Origin of the sequence: Pseudomonas sp. Pseusp97, from assembly GCF_047304025.1 — a bacterium.
In the GTDB taxonomy this organism is placed as follows: Bacteria; Pseudomonadota; Gammaproteobacteria; order Pseudomonadales; family Pseudomonadaceae; genus Pseudomonas.
In genome coordinates this window covers 1-22,585 of sequence record NZ_JBGLYK010000056.1, presented here as the reverse complement: position 1 = coordinate 22,585, position 22,585 = coordinate 1, and the positions used below count along the sequence as shown (strand labels likewise).

Annotated in this window: 20 protein-coding genes; all 20 read right to left on the bottom strand. The window is 64.6% G+C overall.

Going from position 1 to position 22,585, the window contains the following annotated elements; genetic code table 11:
- Positions 1 to 205: 205 nt before the first annotated feature.
- Entirely contained in the window at positions 206 to 502 is a 297-nt protein-coding gene (locus ACCC94_RS12280; RefSeq protein ID WP_413349740.1) for a flagellar protein FliT, read from the bottom strand.
- A 13-nt stretch (positions 503 to 515) separates the two neighbouring features.
- Positions 516 to 896 carry a flagellar export chaperone FliS gene (gene fliS, locus ACCC94_RS12275; RefSeq protein WP_413349739.1) on the bottom strand — a complete coding sequence of 127 codons (381 nt, stop codon included), beginning with the start codon at positions 894 to 896 and terminating at the stop codon, positions 516 to 518.
- A gap of 128 nt (positions 897 to 1,024) precedes the next feature.
- Complete coding sequence (fliD, locus tag ACCC94_RS12270; RefSeq protein ID WP_413349738.1) at positions 1,025 to 2,470, bottom strand: flagellar filament capping protein FliD; 1,446 nt, start codon at positions 2,468 to 2,470, stop codon at positions 1,025 to 1,027.
- 83 nt (positions 2,471 to 2,553) lie between these two features.
- A complete protein-coding gene (locus ACCC94_RS12265; RefSeq protein WP_413349737.1) occupies positions 2,554 to 2,907 on the bottom strand; it encodes a flagellar protein FlaG in 354 nt (117 codons plus the stop codon).
- Between the two features lie 78 nt (positions 2,908 to 2,985).
- Entirely contained in the window at positions 2,986 to 4,446 is a 1,461-nt protein-coding gene (locus ACCC94_RS12260; RefSeq protein WP_413349736.1) for a flagellin, read from the bottom strand.
- 396 nt (positions 4,447 to 4,842) lie between these two features.
- Positions 4,843 to 8,568 (bottom strand): glycosyltransferase, encoded by a 3,726-nt coding sequence (locus ACCC94_RS12255; protein ID WP_413349735.1) that lies wholly within the window; start codon positions 8,566 to 8,568, stop codon positions 4,843 to 4,845.
- Positions 8,565 to 9,680, bottom strand: coding sequence for a DegT/DnrJ/EryC1/StrS family aminotransferase (locus tag ACCC94_RS12250; RefSeq protein WP_413349734.1), 1,116 nt, complete (start codon positions 9,678 to 9,680; stop codon positions 8,565 to 8,567). Before ACCC94_RS12250 ends, ACCC94_RS12255 begins: the two co-directional genes overlap by 4 nt.
- Positions 9,677 to 10,093: a sugar 3,4-ketoisomerase gene (locus ACCC94_RS12245; protein WP_413349733.1), complete on the bottom strand. Its 417-nt coding sequence runs from the start codon at positions 10,091 to 10,093 to the stop codon at positions 9,677 to 9,679. The genes ACCC94_RS12250 and ACCC94_RS12245 overlap by 4 nt, the downstream gene beginning before the upstream one ends.
- A 2-nt stretch (positions 10,094 to 10,095) precedes the next feature.
- The gene (locus ACCC94_RS12240; protein ID WP_413349732.1) at positions 10,096 to 11,034 is read right to left on the bottom strand and encodes a GNAT family N-acetyltransferase; all 939 of its coding nucleotides are present in this window, start codon (positions 11,032 to 11,034) and stop codon (positions 10,096 to 10,098) included.
- Positions 11,031 to 11,891, bottom strand: coding sequence for a hypothetical protein (locus ACCC94_RS12235; protein WP_413349731.1), 861 nt, complete (start codon positions 11,889 to 11,891; stop codon positions 11,031 to 11,033). The genes ACCC94_RS12240 and ACCC94_RS12235 overlap by 4 nt, the downstream gene beginning before the upstream one ends.
- Before the next feature lie 65 nt (positions 11,892 to 11,956).
- Positions 11,957 to 12,625 (bottom strand): acetyltransferase, encoded by a 669-nt coding sequence (locus ACCC94_RS12230; RefSeq protein WP_413349730.1) that lies wholly within the window; start codon positions 12,623 to 12,625, stop codon positions 11,957 to 11,959.
- A gap of 9 nt (positions 12,626 to 12,634) precedes the next feature.
- Complete coding sequence (locus tag ACCC94_RS12225) at positions 12,635 to 13,393, bottom strand: class I SAM-dependent methyltransferase (RefSeq protein WP_413349729.1); 759 nt, start codon at positions 13,391 to 13,393, stop codon at positions 12,635 to 12,637.
- A gap of 10 nt (positions 13,394 to 13,403) precedes the next feature.
- On the bottom strand, positions 13,404 to 14,675 hold the full coding sequence (flgL, locus tag ACCC94_RS12220) for a flagellar hook-associated protein FlgL (RefSeq protein ID WP_413349728.1): 1,272 nt from the start codon (positions 14,673 to 14,675) through the stop codon (positions 13,404 to 13,406).
- A gap of 21 nt (positions 14,676 to 14,696) precedes the next feature.
- Positions 14,697 to 16,724: a flagellar hook-associated protein FlgK gene (gene flgK, locus ACCC94_RS12215; RefSeq protein WP_413349727.1), complete on the bottom strand. Its 2,028-nt coding sequence runs from the start codon at positions 16,722 to 16,724 to the stop codon at positions 14,697 to 14,699.
- Between the two features lie 12 nt (positions 16,725 to 16,736).
- A complete protein-coding gene (gene flgJ, locus ACCC94_RS12210; protein ID WP_413349726.1) occupies positions 16,737 to 18,002 on the bottom strand; it encodes a flagellar assembly peptidoglycan hydrolase FlgJ in 1,266 nt (421 codons plus the stop codon).
- A gap of 10 nt (positions 18,003 to 18,012) precedes the next feature.
- Positions 18,013 to 19,176, bottom strand: coding sequence for a flagellar basal body P-ring protein FlgI (locus ACCC94_RS12205; RefSeq protein ID WP_413349725.1), 1,164 nt, complete (start codon positions 19,174 to 19,176; stop codon positions 18,013 to 18,015).
- A 14-nt stretch (positions 19,177 to 19,190) separates the two neighbouring features.
- Positions 19,191 to 19,883, bottom strand: coding sequence for a flagellar basal body L-ring protein FlgH (gene flgH / locus ACCC94_RS12200; RefSeq protein ID WP_413349724.1), 693 nt, complete (start codon positions 19,881 to 19,883; stop codon positions 19,191 to 19,193).
- Positions 19,884 to 19,925: 42 nt separating this feature from the next.
- On the bottom strand, positions 19,926 to 20,711 hold the full coding sequence (gene flgG / locus ACCC94_RS12195; protein WP_413349723.1) for a flagellar basal-body rod protein FlgG: 786 nt from the start codon (positions 20,709 to 20,711) through the stop codon (positions 19,926 to 19,928).
- 56 nt (positions 20,712 to 20,767) lie between these two features.
- The gene (flgF, locus tag ACCC94_RS12190; protein WP_017520255.1) at positions 20,768 to 21,517 is read right to left on the bottom strand and encodes a flagellar basal-body rod protein FlgF; all 750 of its coding nucleotides are present in this window, start codon (positions 21,515 to 21,517) and stop codon (positions 20,768 to 20,770) included.
- A 252-nt stretch (positions 21,518 to 21,769) separates the two neighbouring features.
- Positions 21,770 to 22,585, bottom strand: an 816-nt coding sequence (locus ACCC94_RS12185; protein WP_413349722.1) for a flagellar hook-basal body complex protein, incomplete at its 5' end; no start/stop codon positions are given.

The following is a 22,585-nucleotide window of genomic DNA, read 5'->3' as shown; positions in this document are numbered from 1 at the left end:
CACAATCTCCTCGTGCTAGCCAGCATTTGGCCACTAGTTAAGTCAAATTTGTGGCTCGAGTCAAATTTATGGCGTGTTTTTTTTGATGCAGCCCGACGAAGGGTGTTGATCCTCGTCATGGCAATCGAAGTGCAGCGTAGTTGGAAGCGGAGGCGGCGGCCACCGGCACCGGGCCGATAACCGCCAAGGGGCCGACCCGGACGGATCAGCCGAACATCTGGTAGACCTTGGCACCCTTACTGGAGCGATTCACTGCGGTCAGCTCTGCGCCGATAGCGGTGCGCTGGGCGGTGCACACCTGGACCAGCTCGGCATACAGCGCCAGCAGCTGTTCCATGGTTTCGCGCAGGGCCTGCTCGTCGCGCTCGGCATCCTGCATGGCCACCTCGACCTGCTGGCGGCATTTCTGGTCCAGGTCGCCGATGGCTTCCCAGTCGCGGTTATGCATGGCGTCGCTCAGGGCGGCGCGGGTCTCGTTGAGTTGAAGCATGGCCTGACTCATGACTTTCCTTCCTTCAGGCGGCGATGGCGTCCCAGCCCGACTTCACTTCCCGCAGCAAGCCCGAGACTTCGTCGAGGATCGCAGCGTCGCCGTTGCGGTTGGCCTCCAGCAGACGCTCGGTCATGTAACCGTAGAGACTGTCCAGGTTCAGCGCCAGCTCGCCGCCCACTTCCGGATTCAGCGCTTCGCGCAGGCCGCCAACGATGCCGATGGCCTTGCTGATCAGCTCGCCGCGCTCGGCCATCTGGCCGCGCTCGATGGCGCCACGGGCCTGGGCCAGACGCTCCAGTCCACCCTGCATGAGCAGCTGGATCAGGCCATGGGGCGAGGCTTCGGCGACGCGTGCTTCCAGGCTGACTTGCTGGTATTGCTTCATGGCTTTCATGGCGTACATGGCAGGCTCCTGCTGCAAATTCTCTCACTGACCAAAGTATCGGCCGGTATCGCAGGAGCTTTATCGTCGGAGGCGAATTTTTTTCGAGGCAGGCGCGGCGATGGTTCCGCCGCGCCCGTTCAGGCGGATCAGCTCTTGTTCGCGAACGGCATGCTGTTGAGCTGGGAGAGCAGCTGGTCGCCGGTCTTGCTCAACTGCGACACCAGGTTGTCCATCGCGGAGAACTGCTTGTTCAGGCGTTCCTGCAGCGCGGCGATGCGCGTGTCCAGGTCCTTCTGCTGCTTGTCGACGCTGCTGATGGTCTTCTGCAGCATGTCGGTACGCTGGTCGAGGATGCCGGCCGAATCGGTATAGGGCTTCAGGCGGGTGGTCAGGCGGCTGGCGAGGCCGTCATCGCCGGTGAAATAGGCGGCAACGCCCTCGAAGTCGCTGCTGATCGCCTTGGTCAGCTTGTCGTCGTTGATCTTCAGGGTGCCGTCCTTGGGATCGGTGGTGATCCCGAGGCTGGCCAGCGTGTTGTAGGTGCCGCCGCCCTCGCCCGGCGCGGTGATCTCGGTGCGCACGGCGTTGAGCAGCGAACGCACGGACGAGTCGCCTACGAGCGCGCCGGTGACCGGCGTCTTGTCCTCGCCGACCGAGGTGACCTTGGTCTGCGAGTTGGTGAAGGAGATCAGGGTGTTGTAGGCGTCGACGAACTTCTGCACGTTCGCCTTCACCCCCGACTCGTCGCGAGCGACGGTCAGGGTCACGGGGGTATCGGCGGCGGTCACCTTGGTGAGGTTGATGCTCACCCCCTCGATGGCCGAGGTGACGGTATTGGTGTCACTCACCACCGACAGGCCGTCGACAGTCAGCTTGGCGCTTTGCGCCTTGGTCACGTAGCCGCCCTGCCCGGCCGCCTTCTCGGCGTCGGTCAGCGAGGCCAGGCTCTTGGCGGTGCTCGGGTCGAAGGCCAGTTTGCTCAGGCTGGTGTTGCCGTCGCTGCCTTCGCCGGAAATCGCCACCTTGATGTCCTTGCCGTCGCCGGACTTGGTGCTGTTGAGCACCAGGCGCGAACCGGAGGAATCGGTGACGATGGTGGCCGTCACGCCGGAAGTGGAGGACTGCTTGTTGATGGCGTCGCGCACCCCGCCCAGGGTGTTGTTGGTGCTGTCGATCTGCAGGTCGAGGACTTCGCTGTCGCCCAGCGAAATGCTCATCCTGCCGCTGTTGAACTTGGCGTCGGCGCTGTTGCTGATCGACTGCAGGGCCACCTTGCTGTTGGCGGCCAGCTGCGAGACCTGGATCTGGTAGCTGCCGGCGGCGGCGCTCTGGCTGGCGGTGGCCTTGAAGATGGTGTCGTCGGAGGACTTGGCGGTGCGCGCCAGGAAGGACGAGGGGCTGTTGAGGGTGCTCAGCGCAGTCTGGAAGGCGCTGATGGCGCTCTTGAGCGAGCCGAGGGAGGTGAGCTTGGTGGTGGCGTTCTTCTCCAGCGTGTCCAGCTGGGTCTGCTTGGGCGCCTTTTCCAGTGCGACGATCGACGAGATCAGGCTCGTATAATCATTGCCCGTCGCGATTCCGGTTACACCTGCCATCTTCCACCTCCGTCAAAATTCTGCGTGCATTGATCCTTGCAGGACTGTGCCAGCAAGCACCATGCCAAGAGTCCCTGTCCCCGTCAGGCCTGCGCTTCGAACATCAGGCTGCGCATATCGTCGAGCCGGGCGGCAAGTTTCAGCACTTCCTCGGAAGGAATTTGCCGCACCACCTTGCCGGATTCGCCGTCGATGACCTTCACCACCACTTCACCGGTGGAGTCGTCGATGCTGAAATTCAGGTTGCGGGTCACCGACTGAGCATAGGACTGCATGCTCTTCACGGCCGAATCCAGCTGGCCACGCTTGTCGGCCGCGCTGGCCACATCCGCGGGCTGTGCTTCGCCAGCGGCGCGGGGGGTTCCCGTCGGGTTCGTCGTGGCGGTGCCGCGCGCATTACCCAGCAGGCTGGTCGAAGCGATGTTCACGATATCCATCTTCATCCCCTCGGAAAAGGCAAAAAGGAGGAAGGGTTTCCCCCTCCTCCTGTGGCTGCCTCAGAACTCGCTCCGGTATTAACGGAGCAGGCTGAGTACCGACTGCGGCAGCTGGTTGGCCTGGGCCAGGATCGCGGTACCGGCCTGTTGCAGCACCTGGTTCTTCGACAGCGACGCGGTTTCGGCGGCGAAGTCGGTGTCCTTGATGCGGCTACGGGCGGAGGTGGCGTTTTCCGCGATGTTGGTCAGGTTGTCGATGGTGTTGGTGAAGCGGTTCTGCACGGCACCGAGGTCGGCACGCTGGGAGTCGATGGCTGCCAGGGCGTTGTCGATCACGGCTACGGCACGCTGGGCGCCATCGGCGGTGGAGATATCCACATCGGCGACGGTGGACAGGGTGGCCTTGTTGGAGCTGAACAGCTCGGAAGTCGACCCGGTCAGAGCGTACGAAGTCGAGGAGTTCAGTTGTACATAACCGATTGCCTTGCCGCCGGCAGCCGCCACATCGGAGGTAGCGCCGAAGGTGCCGTCGGTGCCCTGGGCAGCGACGTTGATGGTACCGGTGGCGCCAGCGGAGTCCGCGCCGAAGACGATGTTCTCGCCAGTGGCGGAGGTGATGGTCACCTTGTCGGTCTTCGCGTCGTAGTTGGCGCTGACGTTCAGTTTGCCGGCGTTGGAGTTGATCTGGTCGGCCAGGTCCTTGGTGCTGGTCACGCCGACGATCGAAACCTGCTGGCTGCCGACATCGAGGGTGAAGCTGGCAGCACCGGAAGTGATGGCTACGTCAGCCTGAACGACGGTGCGGGCCGTAGCGGTCATGCCGGAGATGGCGCCGTCGAACTTGCTGGCAACATCCTTGGCACTGTCGCCCGAGGCGATGGAGATATCCTTGGTCTGGCCATTGCCGACGACGGTCACGGTGCCCGAGGTGAAGCCGGCGCCGCTGGCGGCAATGCTGGCGGTCACGGTGGTACCGGCAGCCGAAGCGCCCGCGCTGCTGGTGGAAGCACCGCCACCGATCTGGTACGAGCCCAGGGAGGTGGAGGAAGCGTCCTTCAGGGTGACGTCGATGGTTTCGTAGGCGTTGGAACCCACCTGGAAGCTGGTGGTGCCGAAGGAACCGTCGAGCAGCTTGCGGCCACCGAAGGTGGTGGTGTCGGCGATACGGCTCAGTTCAGCCTGCTGGGCGGCCACTTCTTTCTGCAGGGCGGCACGGTCGGCGTCGGAGTTCGAGCCGGTAGCGGACTGGATGGACAGGTCGCGGATACGCTGCAGGATGTTGGTGGACTGCTGCAGGGCGCCTTCAGCGGTCTGCGCCAGGGAGATACCGTCGTTGGCGTTGCGGGTAGCCTGGTTCAGGCCGCTGATCTGGCTGGTCAGACGGTTGGAGATCTGCAGGCCGGCGGCATCGTCCTTGGCGCTGTTGATGCGGTAGCCGGTGGACAGACGCTGCAGCGAGGTGTTCAGCGAGTTGGACGAACCGTTCAGGTTGCGCTGGGTGTTCAGGGAAGCAATGTTGGTATTGACGGTAAGGGCCATGATGGTCTCCTTCAGTGGTCCTGTTAGTTCCTGAGCTTGCGATATCTCGGCCTGCTTGCTCAGGTACCCCAAGAATTCGCATACGTCCTACTTATCGGCGCTCCCGCGAAGAGCTTTAGAAAAAAACAGGAAGTTTTTTTTCCTGTTTGATTTCAGCTTGTTAGCCGAGCTTCGCGGAGTATTCCTGGCGCCTTCGAGGAAGATTTTCCTGCCGCTTTCGCCAGCATTTCGCAGGTCCGCGGCGGGCAGTGCCATCACGGACTCCCAGCAAATCGGCGGCCTGGGCATTTCCTTTAGGGAAACTTCGCGGGCATTGCGCCACGGGCTGGAGTGATCGCCACAAAAGAAAAGGCCCCTGGTTTCCCAGGGGCCTTTTTCGCCACGGACAGAGGGTGATCAGTCCGGCAACCAGGCGCGCCCCCAGTCCAGCACGTTCTCGCCTTCGAGCATCCAGTCGCGGCGCACCGCTGCCTGCAGCGCATCGCCGGCGCGCGCGGTGGCGTCCAGATCGGCGAGGTGCATGCGGATCGCGTCCACCCAGTCGCGGTAACGGTTCTTCACCCGGGTGACCGGAAGGTCGCCGCGATAGCACAGCACGTCGCTGCAGATCACCGGGAAGCCCAGGACACCGTACTCCAGCAGGCGCAGGTTGCTCTTGCAGTCGTTGAACTGGTTCTGCTCCAGCGGCGCCAGTGCCAGGTCGAGATTGAGCAATGCCAGTCGGGCCGGATAACCGGCGATATCCACTCCCGGATGCAGTTCATGGATATAGGGTCTGAGCTTGTCGGGGCAAAGACCGAAGAACACCCACTCCACTTCACCGGCGAGGTCCCGTATCACGTCGGCGATCAGTTCCAGGTCGCCCGTGTGCCCTACCCCACCGGCCCATCCGACGCGGGGTTTGCGCCCCACCCGGCGACGGCTGGAGAGCGCGCCCCACCAGTCGACCGGCAGACGGTTGGGCACCACGCGGATGTCCGGGTGCAGATCGGCGAAGGCTTCGGCCAGGGGCGCGGTGGACACGACGAAGCGATCCATCATTGAAACCGCACGACGCAAGGAGCGCAGCACGTCTCTGGGCATATCGCCGCGATGCACGCTCTTGACCGGCAGGTTCGGCAGGTAGTCGTCCAGTTCGTAGACGCGGAAGGCGCCCGTCAGCCCCTTCGTCTGCTCGATCAGTTCCAGCTGCGCATCGGTGATCTGGCGCTGGAACAGCACGACATCGGCTTCGAAGCGCTCCAACTCCACAGGCTGGAGCAGGTTCTGACTCAATGCACCTTCCACCAGGCCTTCACGCTGCAGACTGAGGAAGGGCTGGCGTACGCGGTAATGGCCGCACCCGGATTTGTCCGCCGGGTAGGCCAGAACGCGCGGCCGCAATGGCTGGCTGAATGGCTGCCAGGCCTGGTTGCGCGACCAGTCCACTTCGAAACCGGCCTGGCTCAGCGTGAGGTTGCGGTTGTACGCCGGGTCCCGGGCGAGCAGCGGCAACCATTTGCGGTACATGGCCTGCTGCTCGCCCTGGAAGCGTTGCTTCTTCTGCGCCTGGGTAGCCGGGTCGACTTTCTTCTGGCTGACACTGCCTTCGTGCAGGACCACCGCGTAGGGTGTCCAGACTGCCAGGTAGCCTGCCTCGCGAATCTTCAGGCACAGGTCCACGTCGTTGTAGGAGACCTTGAAGTCCACCTCGTCCATGCCCTGCACATCTTCGTAGAGGCTGCGACGGACCATCAGGCATGCAGCGGTGACGACACTGTAGTTCTGGTCCACCAGGAGTCGGTGCATGTAACCGGGCGCCTGCTGGGCGGCACCAATGAAGGGGTGATCCGCCGGGCCGTTGAGGCCCAGGACCACACCGCCGTGCTGCACGCGCCCATCCGGATAATGCAGCTTCGCGCCAACCAGGCCGACTTCCGGCCGCCGCGCGTGGTTGAGCAGCGCGTCGAGCCAGTCGCCATCGATTATCGCGGTATCGTTGTTCAGCAACACCAGATACTCGCCCCGCGCCTGCCGCGCGGCGAAGTTGTTCATGGCAGAGAAGTTGAACGGATGCGGGTAACGCAGCACTCGTACCTGTTCGCTTTGCAGCGCATCGATACCCGCCAGCCATTGGACGGCATCGGCCTCCTGGCTGTCATTATCGATGATGAGCAACTCGTAATGCGGGTAGCGGGTTTTCTCCAGCAGGCTTTCCACGCAACGCTGCAGCAAAGGCAGTTGGTCGCGGGTTGGCACCAGTATGGAAACCAGCGGCTGCTGCGGATATTCGTAACGGACTCGATTGACCATGGGCAAGGCGCCCGGCTCGAGTCGATGCGGCACACCCAGGCGGCTCAGGTGCGCTGATATCACCTGCGGGACCTCATCGACCAGCCGCTCGTCCGCCAGCCATTGGCCCAGCGAACGCGCGCCGTGGACCAGGATTTCGGAAAGGTGGCCGACGCTGTTCAATCCGCGCACCTCTGCCACGCGCAGCAGCACATCGACCGCTGCCAGCGACTGATAGGCCGGGTCCAGCCCCCCCAGCTCCGCCAGGGCAGCGCGCTCGATGGCGACGCATGCGCCGACATAGGGATAGCTGCGCAGCAGGTCGAGATTGAAGTCCGGCTTGAAGACCGGCGCGGCCGGCACCCCGTCCACCAACTGGTCCTGGTCGAAATAGCAGCATGCCCAGCCAGACTCGGCCCGCAAGCGCTCCGCCAGCACCAGCAGTGCGTGGTCGACCAGTTGATCGCCGGCTTCGAGCAATAACAGCCAGCCCGTTGCCGGGCTCCCGAGGTCCGCATTGATCCGCTCGATCCAGCCATCGCCGGGCGGGCAGACTTCAACGCCCCTTCCCTCGTCATGCGTGGGCACGAAGTCCGAACCGTGCACGCGCACCTTGAAGGTGAAACCGCCCTGCTGACGAGCCAGGCTCGCCAGCGTGCGCTCGACCAGTTCGGCCGATGCCTGTTCGGCACGAATCTCGATGTGGAAATCCAGCTGCGCCGCCAGTTGCTCGGCCAGCTCACGCACTGCGGGTTCATCCTCGTTGAGCCGACGTTGGGCGATCCAGGCGTCGTAGCTCAGGCTGGCATCGCCATCCTGGGGCTGCACCGGCGCCTGCGCCAACCACTCGCGGGCCGGCATGGAGCGCTCGCCCAGCGCGCGCGGGTGGTCGCCCAGTGCGGCGTAAATGGCGCTGAATACCGCCGGCAGCTCCGGGTGGTCAGGCATGGCCAGCGACACCTGCAGCGCCAGCGCATACGCCTTGCTGGTTCCCAGCAGCGGGCGGCCACAATACTTCTGATCCAGCCGCAGGCAGTGCCGCGCCAGGCTGAGGCGGGCCGAGCCCAGCTCATGGGCGTACTCGGCGGTGTCCGGGGCGTGATCGAACTCGAAGATCTTTTCGATGGGCCACAGGTCGATGGCGCTCAGGGCCACCTGCAAGGTCTCGTAGCGCGCATTGGCGCGGATCCCCTCCAGATTGGTGATGCTGCTCAGGTTGCTGTCGTGCAACCGATACTTCACCCAGACCTCGTCGACGCGAACCAGCTCGTGTTCAGCGAGCAGACGCACCCACAGGTCATAGTCCTCCACCGCACGCAGTTCCGCGTTCCAGCTGTTCTGTCGGGTCAGCAACTCACGCCGGGCGATGATCGAAGTGCCACAAAGGAAGTTCCCGTTCAGCAACTCCAGGCGCATCGAGGCGATGGGCTTGTTGAAGACCGGATCGATTTCCAGCACCTGTCCCTGATCACCGATGGGCAGGGCCTTGGAAAACGCCGCCGCGATGTCCGGCCGTTGCTCCAGCAGCGCCACGCCCTGCGTGAGGCGCTGGGGAGTGGCGACGTCATCCGAGGCCAGGATCGATACGTAGCGACCGCGGCAATGACCGAGGCCAATGCGTGAGCAGCGTGATTGCCCGACGTTCTGTTCCAGGTAATACGCGCGGATTTTCTGCGGGTAACGCGCCACGTACTGGGCGATCAACTCCTGGCTGCCGTCGCTGGAGGCGTCGTCGACTATCACCAGCTCCCAGTCTTCCCAGGTCTGCGCGAGGATCGAGTCGATCGCCTCGCCCAGATAGCGCCGGTAGTTGTATGAGGGGATGAAGACACTGACGGTGGGTTGGGTCATGAACTGCGCCGCTCGAAGAACAGGTGGATGGCACGGATGACGTGGTCGATCTGGCCATCGTCCAGGTGGGGCCCGATGGGCAGGCTGAGCACGCTGGCGGCCAGCCGCTCACTGACCGGCAGGCTGCGCTGCGCGGCGGCGGACTGCCGATACGCCGGCTGGCGATGTGGGGGAATCGGGTAATGAATCAGCGTTTGCACGCCCTGCTCGGCGAGGTACGTCTGCAGTTCCCCGCGCTCGGCGCAACGGACAACGAACAGGTGCCAGACCGGCGACATGCCAGCAGCCACTTCCGGCAGGCGCAGCGACGGCAATCCGGCCAGCCCCTCCAGGTAGCGCGCGGCGATGGCGCGGCGACGCTGGTTGTCTCGATCCAGCCCGGCCAGCTTCACCCTCAGGACTGCGGCCTGAAGCTCGTCCAGCCGGGAATTGCAGCCCAGCTCCTCGTGTTCGTAGCGCACACGCGACCCGTAGTTGCGCAGGCGTTCGACGCGCCCGGCCAGGTCGTCGCTTGAACAGAGGACCGCTCCGCCATCCCCCAGGGCGCCGAGGTTCTTGCCTGGATAGAAGCTGAATCCGGCAATGTCGCCGAAACTCCCGCAGACCTGTTCGCCGATGCGCGCGCCGTGGGCCTGCGCAGCGTCTTCCACGACGGCAAGGCCATGCTTGCGGGCAATCTGCAGGATAGGTGGCATCTCGGCGGGCTGGCCGTAGAGATGCACTGGCAGGATCGCTCGCGTCCGCACGGTTATCGCCGCCTCGATCAGCTCGGGGTCGAGGTTGCCGGTACCTTCGCGCACGTCGACCGGCACCGGCTCGGCGCCGACCGCGGTGACCGCCAACCAGGTTGCGATGAAGGTATGTCCAGGGACGATGACTTCATCACCCGGTCCGATCTGCAGCGCCCTCAAGGCCAGCGTCAAGGCATCCAGCCCGTTGCCCACGCCCAGGGCGCGGCCACCGCCGCAGTAGCGGGCGAACGCCTCCTCGAAGGCCTGGACCTCGCGGCCGAGCACATACCAGCCACTCTCCAGGCAGGTATCGATGGCATCGCGGATTCCGCTGTCGTACTGCGCATTGATCGCTTTCAGATCGAGGAAGGGCACCTTCATGCGGGGTTCCCCTGCACGTCACGCAGGAAGTCCGAGTAGTCACGGTAATAGTCGGCCTCGTCGAAGCGGGCCGACGCCAGCACCATGCAGACCGAGCCGGAGGAAAAGTTGTCGATTTCCCGCCACATCATCGGCGGCAGGTACAGGCCGTAGTACGACCGGTTCAGGTGATACTTGAAGCGCGTCTTGCCGTCGTCGAGCAGGATGTCGAAGCTCCCGGACATGGCGATGATCAGCTGGTGCAGCTCGCGGTGCGCGTGACCGCCGCGATGAGCGCCGCCGGGTACGTCGTAGAGGTAGTAGACGCGTTTGATATCGAACGGGACGTGGTTGTCGCCTTCGATGAAAGTCAGGTTTCCACGAGGATCGAGGATACGCGGCAGATCGATGATGCGGACGTGTTGCAAGGACATGGTCAGCCCCGCTTCAGGCAGAAGAATTCATGAACGATGGTGTGAGCGCCAAAGCCTTCCTTGAAGGCAATCAGGCCCTCATTGAGATGACGACCCTGGTCCTCGGTGGAAATGCCGAAATCGAACCAGGGTCGCTCCGCGAAGGTGGAGCCGATCAAGGTCGCGAACAGCGTGTCCAGCGCACCCTGCTCACGCCCCTGAGCCGTGGAGGCGATGTACTGGGCATGGGCGACATGGCCGCTATCGTATATCACGGTGCCAGCAACCAGGCGCGTTCCGTCGAAACAGCCGAACAGCCGAACAGACCGGGGAAAGCGCGCGGCCAGCAGTGCGATCTCCGTTTCATCATGGACCGGCGCCGCATCATGCCGACTCGCGAGATTTTCCCGCAGGATCGACCAGAAGGCAGGCCAGTCATGGAACTCGCGCACTTCCAGAGCCGCTCTGCGGGCCTTGCCCAGGCCACGCTTGCGACGCCCCGACAACATCAGGTCCTTGGGCGACAGGCAACTGCTCGGATCGCAGCGGTAGCGCTCGGCGCCCAGGCGGAACAACGCATAACGGTCGTCCTCGCTGGGTTGCGCGTGATAGATCGCCGGCACGCACTTGTAGCGCCACTCGTCGAGCAAGAGCAGCGGAAGATGGACGAGCACGGCTTCGAACATCGCCAGCACTTCTGCCTGGCCACAATCGCCAGCCAGCACCAGCCCGCCGTAGGTCAGGCCGGCATGGCTGTGCAGTGTCGAGCCCTGGCGATTGGCAGGCAGCAGGCCACGCAGGCGGTCCTGATCGTCCAGCAGCAGCAACGAGCAGTCCTCGAAACGCTCGGCATGGTAGTCCATGTAGTCACGCTGGAAGAGAAAAACCCCATTGCGCGAGGAGGCGAGGAAATCATCCCACGACTCACGATGCTGCGCGGCCTCATAGCGGACGACCTTCATGCGTCCACTCTCACGGCCACGCCGACACCATCGACGCCGAAATCGTTGCCGTTGTAGAAACAGTAGGTGCGCCCCTGACAGCGGATGGGCGCGGAATACATGATTGCCTGGCTGTCCCAGCCCTCAGGGGAAACATCCAGGTTCATCGAGTCGTCGCAGCGCACCCAGTCCCGGCCGTCGACCGAGGTTGCCAGCCCCAGGCGGTAGGCAGCCAGCGAACGCCGGCGGATCGAATAGTGAAGCTGGTAACCGGATTCCTCGCGCAGCACCCAGGGACGACCGAAACCGTGCTCGTCCCGCGCCGGGTCCAACGGCAGGCAGGGCTCGCCGCGCTCCCCCCAGTGCAATCCATCAGGGGATTCGAGATAGCGCAGCTCATAGACCGGCATGCTCTTGCCTTCCAACTCGGTCCACTGGCTGCCCGCCACGTACCACATGCGGTAGCGGCCCCCTTCATACAGGACGCAGGGGCCACCCCGGAAGAAAAGCTCATCGGGGCTGCGCTCCAGCGCCGGCGTCTCGCGCCAGCGCCGCCAGGAGCGACCGTCGTCGTCGCTGATGGCCACACCGGTGAGCAGGCGGTAACGAATCTGCGTACCCAATTCGAAACCGACGTAGTACATGAACAGGCGCCCCGGTACTTCGGTGCGCACCACCGAGCAGACCAGCAGGCCGTTCTCGTCGAAGGTACCGGGGCGCCCGACGTCCAGCAGGGGTTCGGCGCTGACGCCCAGCACCTGCAGCGGGTCCGCCGCACTCACGTCGATATAGCCGGGCCGACCGATACCCTGTGCATCGCGGCAACTGATGTACAGGCGGATACGTTCCTCATCCAGCAGCAGGGGGGTCGGGGTCATGGCATGACTTACCGCCCAGTCTCCCATGCGAGGCGAGCGGATCAGCCCCAGCTTCTGCCAGCGCATCAGACCTTCACCTTGAAATAGCGTCGCGCGCTCGGTCCGGAGCTGCCTGGCGTGGTCTTGACCAGGGAATCCTCCTCGACATCCTTGGCCACCAGCGCGCCGGCGCCAATCAGGCAGTCGGCGCCAACACGGATGTTGTTCACCAGGGTGACGTTGACACCCAGGAAGCAGTTCGCGCCGATCTCGCAGAAGCCCGACACTACCGCATGTGAAGCGATGAAGCAGTTGTCGCCGATCCGGCTGTGATGGCCGATGTGATTGCCGCTCCAGAGCACGACGTTGTCGCCCAGCGTCACGAACGGCTGAACGGTATTGTCCTCGAAGATGAAACAGTGCTCGCCCACCTGGACGTTGCGCCAAAGGAACGCCCGCGAACTGATGTAACTGGCTGGCGCGTAACCGCGCCGCTTCGCATCGAGATACAGGCGCGTACGCAGGCGGTTGAGCTGGGTATAGGTCGCCGCGGCGAAGAAGGCATGGGCGGCCGGCTCGTAACGCTCCTCCAGTTCCTCGTAAGGCACCACCGGGAGTCCGAACAGCTCGGTCTTGCGCAGGTAATCGCGCTCGACCGTGAAGGCGACTACCTGGTAGTCCGAGTCATGGGTGAAGTACTCGTAGGCAATTTCGGCGAAGGCACTGTCACCGGCGATGATCAGCTTCTGGCTCATGAACCCTCCTCAGGGCCGCTGGAACAGCAGGTCTTCCCGGCGATTGGCCATCGGCAAGGAAACATCCTGGGGCAACAGCCAGGCGTCGAAGCCGGCGGCGCGCCCGCGGGCCATCAGCCCCAGCAGAACCGCATCGTCGATCTTGCCCGGTTGCAGGCGATTGAAGATCACTTCCGGATCCTCGTCACGGCCGCTGTACTGGCGGTGATAGGACTTGCCTGCGGCCGATGCGAGGAAGCGCTGCAGCATGCCGCTGCTGGGCAGGTCGCCGATCAGCAGGCGCCCCCCCGGAGCCAGCAGGGCCAGGGCCTGGTCGAGAAAGTCGAAGGGGCGCCCTTCGACGAAGACGTACTGGAATACGCTGTAACACAGCACCGCGTCGAAACTCCCCTGCCACTGCTGCAGGGTATCGCCCAGCTCATCGGGGAAGCGCCCCGGCTGTTTCTCGCTGCCCGGCATATCGCGCAGCGCAGCCAGCACTTCGGCGGAGTCGTTGAGCAGCAGCTGCTGGTCGAATTGCCGGGCCTGCTCCTGCATGTGCTGGGCAAGTTCGCCGCAGCCAGCGCCGATATCGAGAATGCGCGCACCTTTGCGCTGGAGGGCCGGCAGCTTTCCGCGTAGATCCGCCAGGATGGCGTCGGTGAATCCGGCACGGTACTCGTCGGGGAACCCGATCTTCTGGTGCGGGCTCAGGTCATCGCGAGCCGCCAGCTCGCGAAAGTCCTGAAAGCCCAGTTGGCGATACCCGTCAAAGCGATCCTGACCCATGGGTGATCCGTCAATTGAGGTAGTTGAACAGGCTCAGCCCGCTGATTTTCACATAACTCTGCTGCGCTGCCTGCAGGATGGTCGACTGCATCGACAGGCGCGACAGCGCTTCGGCGTAGTCCAGGTCCTCCAGGTCGGAGATGACGCCGGTGTTCACCAGCTTGACGTCGTCGATGAAGGTCTCGGTGGAGTCGATGACGTTCAGCCGCGCGCCGATCTTGCCCTGGCCGGAGAGCACCTGGGTGTTCACCGAGTCGAGGTTGGACAGGGCGATGGCGGTGGCGTCGCGGATCCTGTAGTTGCCTTCCTGGTCGTCACTGGCGCTGGACAGCGCCTTGCGCAGGTCCGCCACGACATTGAGCAGGCCCTTCTTCTCGGTCGAGGGATCGCGGTTGATGGTGAAGGTGTCCCCTGCCGCCGGCGTGCCGTCGATCTGCACCTTGACCCCGCCGTACTCGACGAAATCGTTGGTCTGGCTGTTGTCGTCGATGGAGCCGGTCTTCAGCGCGGTGTAGCTGCCCGGCAGTGCCGGGTCGTTGAGGTCGTAGACCTCGTAGTTCTTGTCGTCGAGGAAGCGGATGCCGATGCCGTCGGTGGCCGCCGGCGGCGTGCTCGACGGGAAGGTGCCGTCGTAGGCCTGCTTGTCGGTGACCAGGCCCAGCGAGACACGCCCGGTACCGGTGTTGGCGGCAGCCGCCCCGGTGGTGACGCGGTTGGCGTTGGTGGCGCTGTCGAACAGCAGCTTGCCGCTGTCGCTGATGCCCAGGAAGGTGCTGCTGGCGATCTGCAGCTCACGCTGGCTTTCGTCGCCCTGGTAGGTGTAGGTGCCGTCCGGGTTGCGCACGAAGGGCTGGGTATCGCCCTGGCTGCCGGAGAACAGGTACTTGCCGCTGGCGTCCTTGCTGTTGAGCAGGTTCATCAGCTCGTCCTCGCGCTGGGACAGCTCGGTGGCCAGGGAGTTCTTGTCGGTGGAATCCAGCGCGCCGCTGCCCGCCTCCACGGCGATCTCGCGGATACGCTGGATGACGTTGCCGACGGAGCTCAGGACCGACTCCTCGGAAGTCAGGCTGTTCTTCGCCGCCGTGATATTGCTCTTGTACTGGTCGTTGAGCGACTGCTCCTGGCTCAGCTGCAGCAGGCGCACCGAGGCCACCGGGTCGTCCGCCGGGGTGAGGATGCGCTTGCCGGTGCTGATCTGTTCCTGTGTACGGGTGACGCTGCCGTAGTTCTTCTGCAGGCCGCCGACGGAATTGTTGTACGCCTGGATGGTGGAGATGCGCATGATCGATTCCTTCGTCAGCTATCAGCGGAACGCGCCGATCAGGGTGTCGAACAGCGAACGGGCTACCTGGATGACCTGGGCCGAAGCGCTGTAGTACTGCTGGAACTGGATGAGGTTGGCGGCCTCTTCGTCCAGGTTCACGCCCGACAGCGAGTCGCGGTTGTCCTGGGCCTGCTTGAGCACCGTGGCGCTGGCATCGGCATTGTTGCGCACCTGCGCGGTCAGGGTGCCGATGCGCTCCACCAGGCCGCCATAGGCGTCGTTGTAGGTGGCGCCGGCGCTGCCGGTACCGCCCACGGTGGCCTTGCTCTGCAGCCCGGACAGCGCCAGGGCGTTGCTGTTGTCGGAAATACCCTTGGTGTTCATGCCGATGGTGAAGCTGTCGCCGGCCTGGGGCACGCCGCTCAGGGTGAAATCGTAGCTGTAGCTGTTGCCAGTGCCCGGGTCGGTGTAGCTCAGGCGCACGGTATTGGTCTGCCCGGAGGTCAGGCCGGTGGTCGAGGGCGACACGTAGCTCAGGGTCGCACCCGCCGGCAGGGTTCCGGTCAGGCTGTTGGTGGTGGCGTCGAAGCTCAGTTTCAGGCCATTGGCGCCGAACAGGTTCTGCAGGTCGCCGGTGTTGATCGGCGACGGACCGCTGGTGAGCTTGGGCTGGCCGATGGCGCCGGTGCCGCGGTTGTTGGTGGTGGACTCGCTGCGCGCGGTGCCGGCGAAGGCCAGTTGGTCGGCCTTGGTCAGCACGGTGCTGATGTCGGCGGCGCCGCGGCGGGTCGGTTGCAGGGTGAAGCCATCGCCGGCCGGCGGCAGCGTCGGCATGGTGACGGTGAAGCCCTGGTCGGTGCCGCTGCCGTCGGCGAAGCTCAGGGTGTAGGGCCCGGTGCCGCTGACCGTGACGTTGACCTGCGCGTTGTCGGAAAGACGCCGCGCGGTGAAGTTGTTGCCGTCGTATTCCAGGCGATAGTCGCTGGCGCCCAGCTTGCTGGTGTCGGTGATCTGCAGCTGGGCATCCACCGTGCCGGTATTGGTCGACTGCGCCAGCACGCGCAGGCGCGCGATGCTCGGGTCGTTGATGTTGCCGAACAGGTTGCTGCCGGCGTTGCCGGAGAGGTCCAGGCCCTGGCCGAGCTGCTTGTTGACGGTGTCGGCGAAGGTCAGGGCGATCTGCCCCAGCTTGTTGTACGAGGCGTCCAGGGCGGTGTCGCGATAGGCGATCAGGCCGCCCATCTGACCGCCGGAAATCTGCGAGGTGATGGTCTGGGTGGCGCTGCCGCTGACCAGTTGCACTTCGTAGCGGCTCGGGTCATTGGTGCCCGGCACGACCTGCAGCGACGAGGTCGTGGTGCCCACCACCAGCGGCTGGCCGGTGCCGATGAACAGGTTGACCGAGCTGTCGTCCTGGGGAACGGCCTGCACGCCGATCAGCTCGGAGAGCTTGCGGATGGTCTCCTCGCGGGCATCCATCAGATCGTTGGGCTGTCCGCCGGCGGCCTTGGCCTTGGCGATGGCGTCGTTGTAGCTGGCGACGCTGGAAGCCAGCGAGTTGACCTGGCTGGCCAGCGAGCCGAGCTGCTGGTTGATCAGGCTGTTCTGCTTGTCCAGCTGGTCGTAGAGGGTGTTGAACGACTTCGACAGGCCCTGCGCCTCGGCCAGAAGCGCCTCGCGGCCCTCGGTGGCCGAAGGGTTGGCGGCGGCGGTCTGCAGCGCGGCGAAGAACTTCTGCAGCGCCGGGCTGATGCCGGTGGTGGTGTCGGAGAGCAGCGAGTCGAGCTGTTCGATCTGGCCCTGGAAGGCGCTCAGTTCATTGGACTGGCTGGTGGCTGAACGCACCTGCGAGAACAGGAAGTCGCTGGCGAGCCGGCGCACGTCCACGACCTGGCTGCCCGAACCGATGTAGCCGGCGCCGCTGTATTGCGGGATACCGGTCTGTTGCACCGATTGCTGGCGGGAGTAGCCGGGCGTGTTGACGTTGGTGATGTTGTGGCCGGTCACCGTCAACGACGTCTGGCTGGAACGCAGGCCAGACAGGCCAATGGAAAGTAGATCGCTCATCGCTCTTGGTCCTTATCCCAGGGGCGGGGTGTCCGCCGCGGCGACCGCCTGGTAGACCTGCATCTGCCTGGCGATCTGCGACACCTTGCGGGCGTAGTTCGGGTCGGTGGCATAGCCGGCCTGCTGCAGTTCCTTCATGAACTGCTCGGGACGCTGGGTGGAGTCCAGGGCGTCCGAATAGCGGTCGTTGTTCTGCAGGAAGCTCACGTAGTCGTTGAAGCTCTGCTCGAAGGAGTCGTAGGAGCGGAACGCCGCGACTTCCTTCACTTTCTTGCCGTTCTCGTATTCGCTGGTCAGCGCCCGCGCCGAGTCGCCGCCCCACTTGGAGCCGGCCTTGATGCCGAACAGGTTGTGGCTGCTGGAACCATCCTGCTCGCGAATGATGGATTTGCCCCAACCGGTTTCCAGCGCGGCCTGGGCCACCAGGTAGCGAGCGTCGACGCCGATGCGCGCGGCGGCTTTCTGGGCCATGGGTAGCATGGTGGCAACGAATTCGTCCGCCGAGGCGAAGGCCGACTTGGCCCTGGCTTGCAGCGTCGTCTGGGCGGAGCGGCGGCTGCCGGCGTCTTCACCCGAAACGGAGGCGGTGGCGCCGACGGCAGCCGCCGCAGCATCCACTTCCTGCACCGCATCGGCGAAGGACCTGGAGGTCTGCCAGTCGTTGCCGGCCAGCGGCTTGCCCTCTTCTTCCGACTTCGCCGCACCCGGCACGATGCCGGCCATGACGCGGTCGGCGAGCTTGCCCGGCAACGCCAGGCGACGGGCATTGAGCAGCCTGGAATCGTCACGGCCCTGCTCGGGTTGCGGCAAGGTCTTGCCGCTGGCGTTCACACCGGTGGTAGACGGCCAGCTGGCGGTGCTGTTGAGTTTCGAATCGGCGCCGGCGACCTGGGCGAAGGGGTTGGCGGCGCCGCTGTGCTTGCCGCCGTTCATCTTCGACAGCTGCCGGGTGAGCACGTCCGACAGGCCGATGCCGCGGCCCTTGGTGGACAGGCTGACGGACAGCTGCTGGTCGTACATTTCCTGGTACTGCTTGGTGGTCGAGGTGTTCATGAAGTTGCCCTCGGCCAGCACGTCGTTGGCCGAACGCATGGACTTGAGCATCTCGTTCATGAACAGCGATTCGAATTCCTGGGCCACCTTGCGGATGTTGCCCTCGCTGTCGCGACCGGCGCCGTTCTTGAGCTGCGCCAGGCGGTTGAGGTCGGTGTAGGCCCCGGAGTTGGTCCCGGAGCTCTTGGTTGCAGGAGCAGCTCCGGAAAGCAGTTTGGCATCCACGTCGGCGTCCTCAGATCACGATCAGGTCGGCCTGCAGCGCGCCGGCCTGTTTCAGGGCTTCGAGGATCGCCATCAGGTCGCTGGGCGCGGCGCCCACCTGGTTGACGGCGCGGACGATCTCATCCAGCGTGGTGCCGGGGCCGAACTTGAACATCGGCTTGGCTTCCTGCTCGGCGTTCACCCGCGAGCGCGGGACCACGGCGGTCTGGCCGTTGGAGAAGGGGCCGGGCTGGCTGACGATGGGGTCTTCGGTGATGGTCACGGTCAGGCTGCCGTGGGTCACGGCGGCCGGCGACACGCGCACGTTCTGACCGATCACGATGGTGCCGGTGCGCGAGTTGATGATGACCTTGGCGACGGCTTCGCCGGCCTGCACATCGAGGTTTTCCAGCACCGACATGTAGTCCACCCGCTGGTTCGGGTCCAGCGGTGCGCTGACGCGTACCGAACCGCCATCCACCGCCTGGGCGACACCCGGGCCGAGCAGGTCGTTGATGCGATCGACGATGTGCTTGGCGGTGGTGAAGTCCGGGCGGTTGAGATTCAGGGTCAGGGTGTTGCCCTGGTCGAAGCCGCTCGGCACCGCGCGCTCGACGGTGGCGCCACCGGGCACGCGACCGGCCGACGGCACGTTGACGGTGATCTTGGAGCCGTCGCGGCCTTCGGCGTCGAAGCCGCCGACTACCAGGTTGCCCTGGGCCACGGCGTAGGTCTGGCCGTCGATACCCTTGAGCTGGGTCATCAGCAGGCTGCCGCCGCGCAGGCTCTTGGCGTTGCCGATCGACGACACGGTGATGTCGATCACCTGGCCGGGCTTGGAGAACGGCGGCAGGTCGGCGTGGATGGAGACGGCCGCGACGTTCTTCAGCTGCACGTTGCCGACGTTGGCCGGCACCTTGATGCCGAACTGCGCGAGCATGTTGTTGAAGGTCTGCAGGGTGAACGGCGTCTGCGTGGTCTGGTCGCCCGTGCCATTGAGGCCGACGACCAGGCCGTAGCCGATCAGCTGGTTATTGCGCACGCCCTGGATGGTGGCGATGTCCTTGAGCCGTTCAGCCTGCGCCGCCGGGACCGCGAATAGCGCGCAGAGCAGCAAGACGATGTAGGAGCGAGCTTGCTCGCGAACAGCTTTGGCAGAGAATTTCGCGAGCAGGCTCGCTCCTACAATGGTCATGGTATTCATCCTGCTCAGAACGGGAACAGCGGGCTGAGGAAGAAGCGATCGAACCAGCCCGGCTGGCTCGCGTCGGCGAACGCACCGGTGCCCGAGTAGGTGATGCGCGCATCGGCCACCCGGTTGGAAGCGACGGTGTTGTCGGTGGCGATGTCGTCGGCACGGATCAGCCCGGCGATGCGCACCAGTTCGTTGCCGGTGTTCAGGGTCATCCACTTCTCGCCGCGCACGGCGAGGATGCCGTTGGGCATGACGTCGGCCACGGTAACGGTGATCGAACCGGTCAGGCTGTTGCTCTGCCCGGCCTGGCTGTCGCCCTTGGCATCGCGCGAGCCGCCGTATTCGGCGGAGAGGCTGAGGTCCGCGCCACCGATGGGATTGTTGGTGGTCAGGCCGCTGCCGAGCATCGAGGTCAGCCCCATCTTGGTCTTGCTGTCCTTGGAGATATCGGCGCTGGCCTTCTTGCTGGCCTGGGTCTTCTCATTGAGGGTGATGGTGATGATGTCGCCCACGCGGAAGGCCTTGCGGTCGCCGTAGAGGTTGTTGTCGAAACCCGACTGGTAGATCGAACCGTTGTTCTGCGCAGCCGGCATCGGCGTGCGCGGCAGCACCGGAGCGTAATAGGGATCGTCCGGCTTGGGCGGCGGGCTCACGCACCCTGCCAACGCGGCGATGGCCAGCAGCGGAAGGAGGTGGGAACGGTTCATCTACAACTACCTCTCGGGGAGAGCGACTACGGGATCAGTGGATTACAGGTTCTGGGTGACGAAGGAGAGCATCTGGTCCGCGGTGGAAATCACCTTGGAGTTCATCTCGTAGGCGCGCTGGGTGGTGATCATGTTCACCAGTTCCTCGACCACGTTGACGTTGGAGTTTTCCAGGGTGTTCTGCTGCACCGTGCCCAGCCCGTTCAGGCCCGGAGTGCCGACCTGCGGCGCGCCGCTGGAACCGGTCTCCAGGAACAGGTTGTTGCCGATCGCCTGCAGGCCGGCCGGGTTGATGAAGTCGGCGGTCTGCAGGTTGCCGATGATCTGCGGCTGCGGGTTGGCGGTGGTGGTCACCGAGACGGTGCCGTCCTGGCCGACGGTGAAGGTCTGGGTCTCGTTCGGCACGACGATGGCCGGCTCCAGCGCATAACCGTTGGCGGTGACGATCTGCCCGTCGGAGTTCAGGTGGAAGCTGCCGTCACGGGTGTAGCCGACGGTGCCGTCGGGCATCAGCACCTGGAAGAAGCCACGGCCGTTCACCGCCATGTCCAGCGGCTGGTCGGTGGTCTGCAGGCTGCCTTCGGTGAAGTTTTTCTGCGTGCCGACGATGCGCACGCCGGTACCCAGTTGCAGGCCCGAAGGCAGCTGGCTGTCCTGGGTGGAGTTGGCACCGGGCTGACGCTTGATCTGGTACAGCAGGTCCTGGAACTCGGCGCGATCGCGCTTGAAGCCGGTGGTCGAGACGTTGGCCAGGTTGTTGGAAATGGTGGTCAGGTTCATGTCCTGGGCGGACAGACCGGTCTTGCTGACCCAAAGTGCCGGAAGCATGTCGATCTCCTCGGACGCCGGATTCGTGGCGCCTCGAACGGTTAATCAGGTTCTAATCAGCTGAATTGCAAAACACGCGCCATGGCTGCCGAATCATCCTCGGCGGTGCGCATCATCTTTACGTGGAGCTCGAACTGACGGGACAGCGAGAGGATCGAGGTCATCTCTTCCACCGCGTTGACGTTGCTCGCCTCGAGGAAACCCGACTCGATCTTGGCGTTGGCGTCGGCCTGCACCGCAGGCTGGCCGGGCTGCTGCTTGATGCGCACGAGGCCGTCGGCGCCTTTCTCCAGTTGCTTCGGGTCCGGGGTGACCAGCTTGATGCGGTCCACCTCGGCGACCACGCTGGGGTTGTCGCCCAGGCCACGGATGCTGATGGTGCCGTCCTCGCCGATGTCGATCTTTTCCTGCGGCGGCACGGCAATCGGCCCGCCATTGCCGATCACCGGCAAACCGTCGCCGGTGCGCAGCTGGCCGAGGGCGTCGATTTCCAGGCTACCGGTGCGGACATAGGCTTCGCCCCCGTCCGGCGCCTGCACGGCGATCCAGGAATCGCCCTTGGCGGCGACGTCGAGGTCACGACCGGTTTCCTGCAGGCTGCCGGCGGAGAAGTCAGTGGCCGGGCGCTCGCTCATTGCATAGACCCGCGACGGAAAACTGTCGCCGAACACCTGCATCGAGCGGGCCTGCTCAAAGTCACGGCGGAAGCCGTTGGTGGAGATGTTCGCCAGGTTGTTGGCGTGGGCGCGCATGGCCAGTGTGTTCTGGCTGGCACCGCTCATGGAGACGTAAAGCATCTTGTCCATCGAATCCTCCAGACCCGCGTGCGGGTTGTCTTGATAGCGATGGAGCAAGCGCCGTGCCAGAGTTTCAATTAACTCTCAAGCCACTGATATATAAGGACTTATAAAAAGAAAGAGCCCCAGAAGGGGCCCTCGGAAGCCGCTGGCGGCGACGGTCTGCCGCCACCGGCAAGGGGAGATTTGCCGCCCGCGCCGTGATACCGGCGCGGTGGTCGCCACCCTCCTCCCCTCATGGAGGAACAAGGGCGGTGGGGATCAACGCAGGTTGATGATGGTCTGGGTGACCGCGTCTTCGGTCTGGATGGTCTTGGCGTTGGCCTGGTAGTTGCGCTGGGCGACGATCAGGTCCACCAGTTCGTTGGACAGGTCCACGTTGGATGCTTCCAGCGAGCCGGACTGCAGGGCGCCGAGGGTGCCCGAGCGCGGCGTGCCGACCACCGGCTCGCCGGACTCCGAGGACTGCACCCAGGAAGTCTTGCCGATCGGAGTCAGGCCCTGGACGTTGGCGAAGTTCGCCAGCACCACCTGACCCTGCACCTTGGACTGGCCATTGGTGTAGCGCGCGAAGATGTTGCCCTCGTCGTCGATTTCCAGGCCCGACAGCTGGCCGGTGGTGTAGCCGTCCTGGTTGACACTGTTCACCGCGAAGGCGGTGGCGTACTGGGTCGACTTGCGGATGTCCAGGGTGACGCCGCCGGCGTTGGCGGTGGCGCCGTTGGCGCTCCAGGTGGCCGGGGTCTTGCCGTCGGAGATCGCCGGAACCCAGTCGCCCATCACCAGGGTGCCGTCGGTGGGGTTGACCGTGAAGGCATCGCCGGTGCCATTGTTCACCGGGGTCTGGGTCAGCAGCTGGCCCGCCGGGCTGAAGGTCAGGTTGACCTGGTAGGGGCTGGTGCCCATGCCGCTGACGGCGGCGAGCACGCTGGCGGGGGTCGCGCCAGTGGCAGCGGCGGCAGCCATTGGCGCCGGGCAAGCGGGCCAATGCGGGGGGGTTTTAAAAAAAACCGGCCCCCCCGCGGGGGGGGGGGGGGGGGGTGGGGGGGGGGGGGGGTTAAAAAAAGAGGGGGGGGG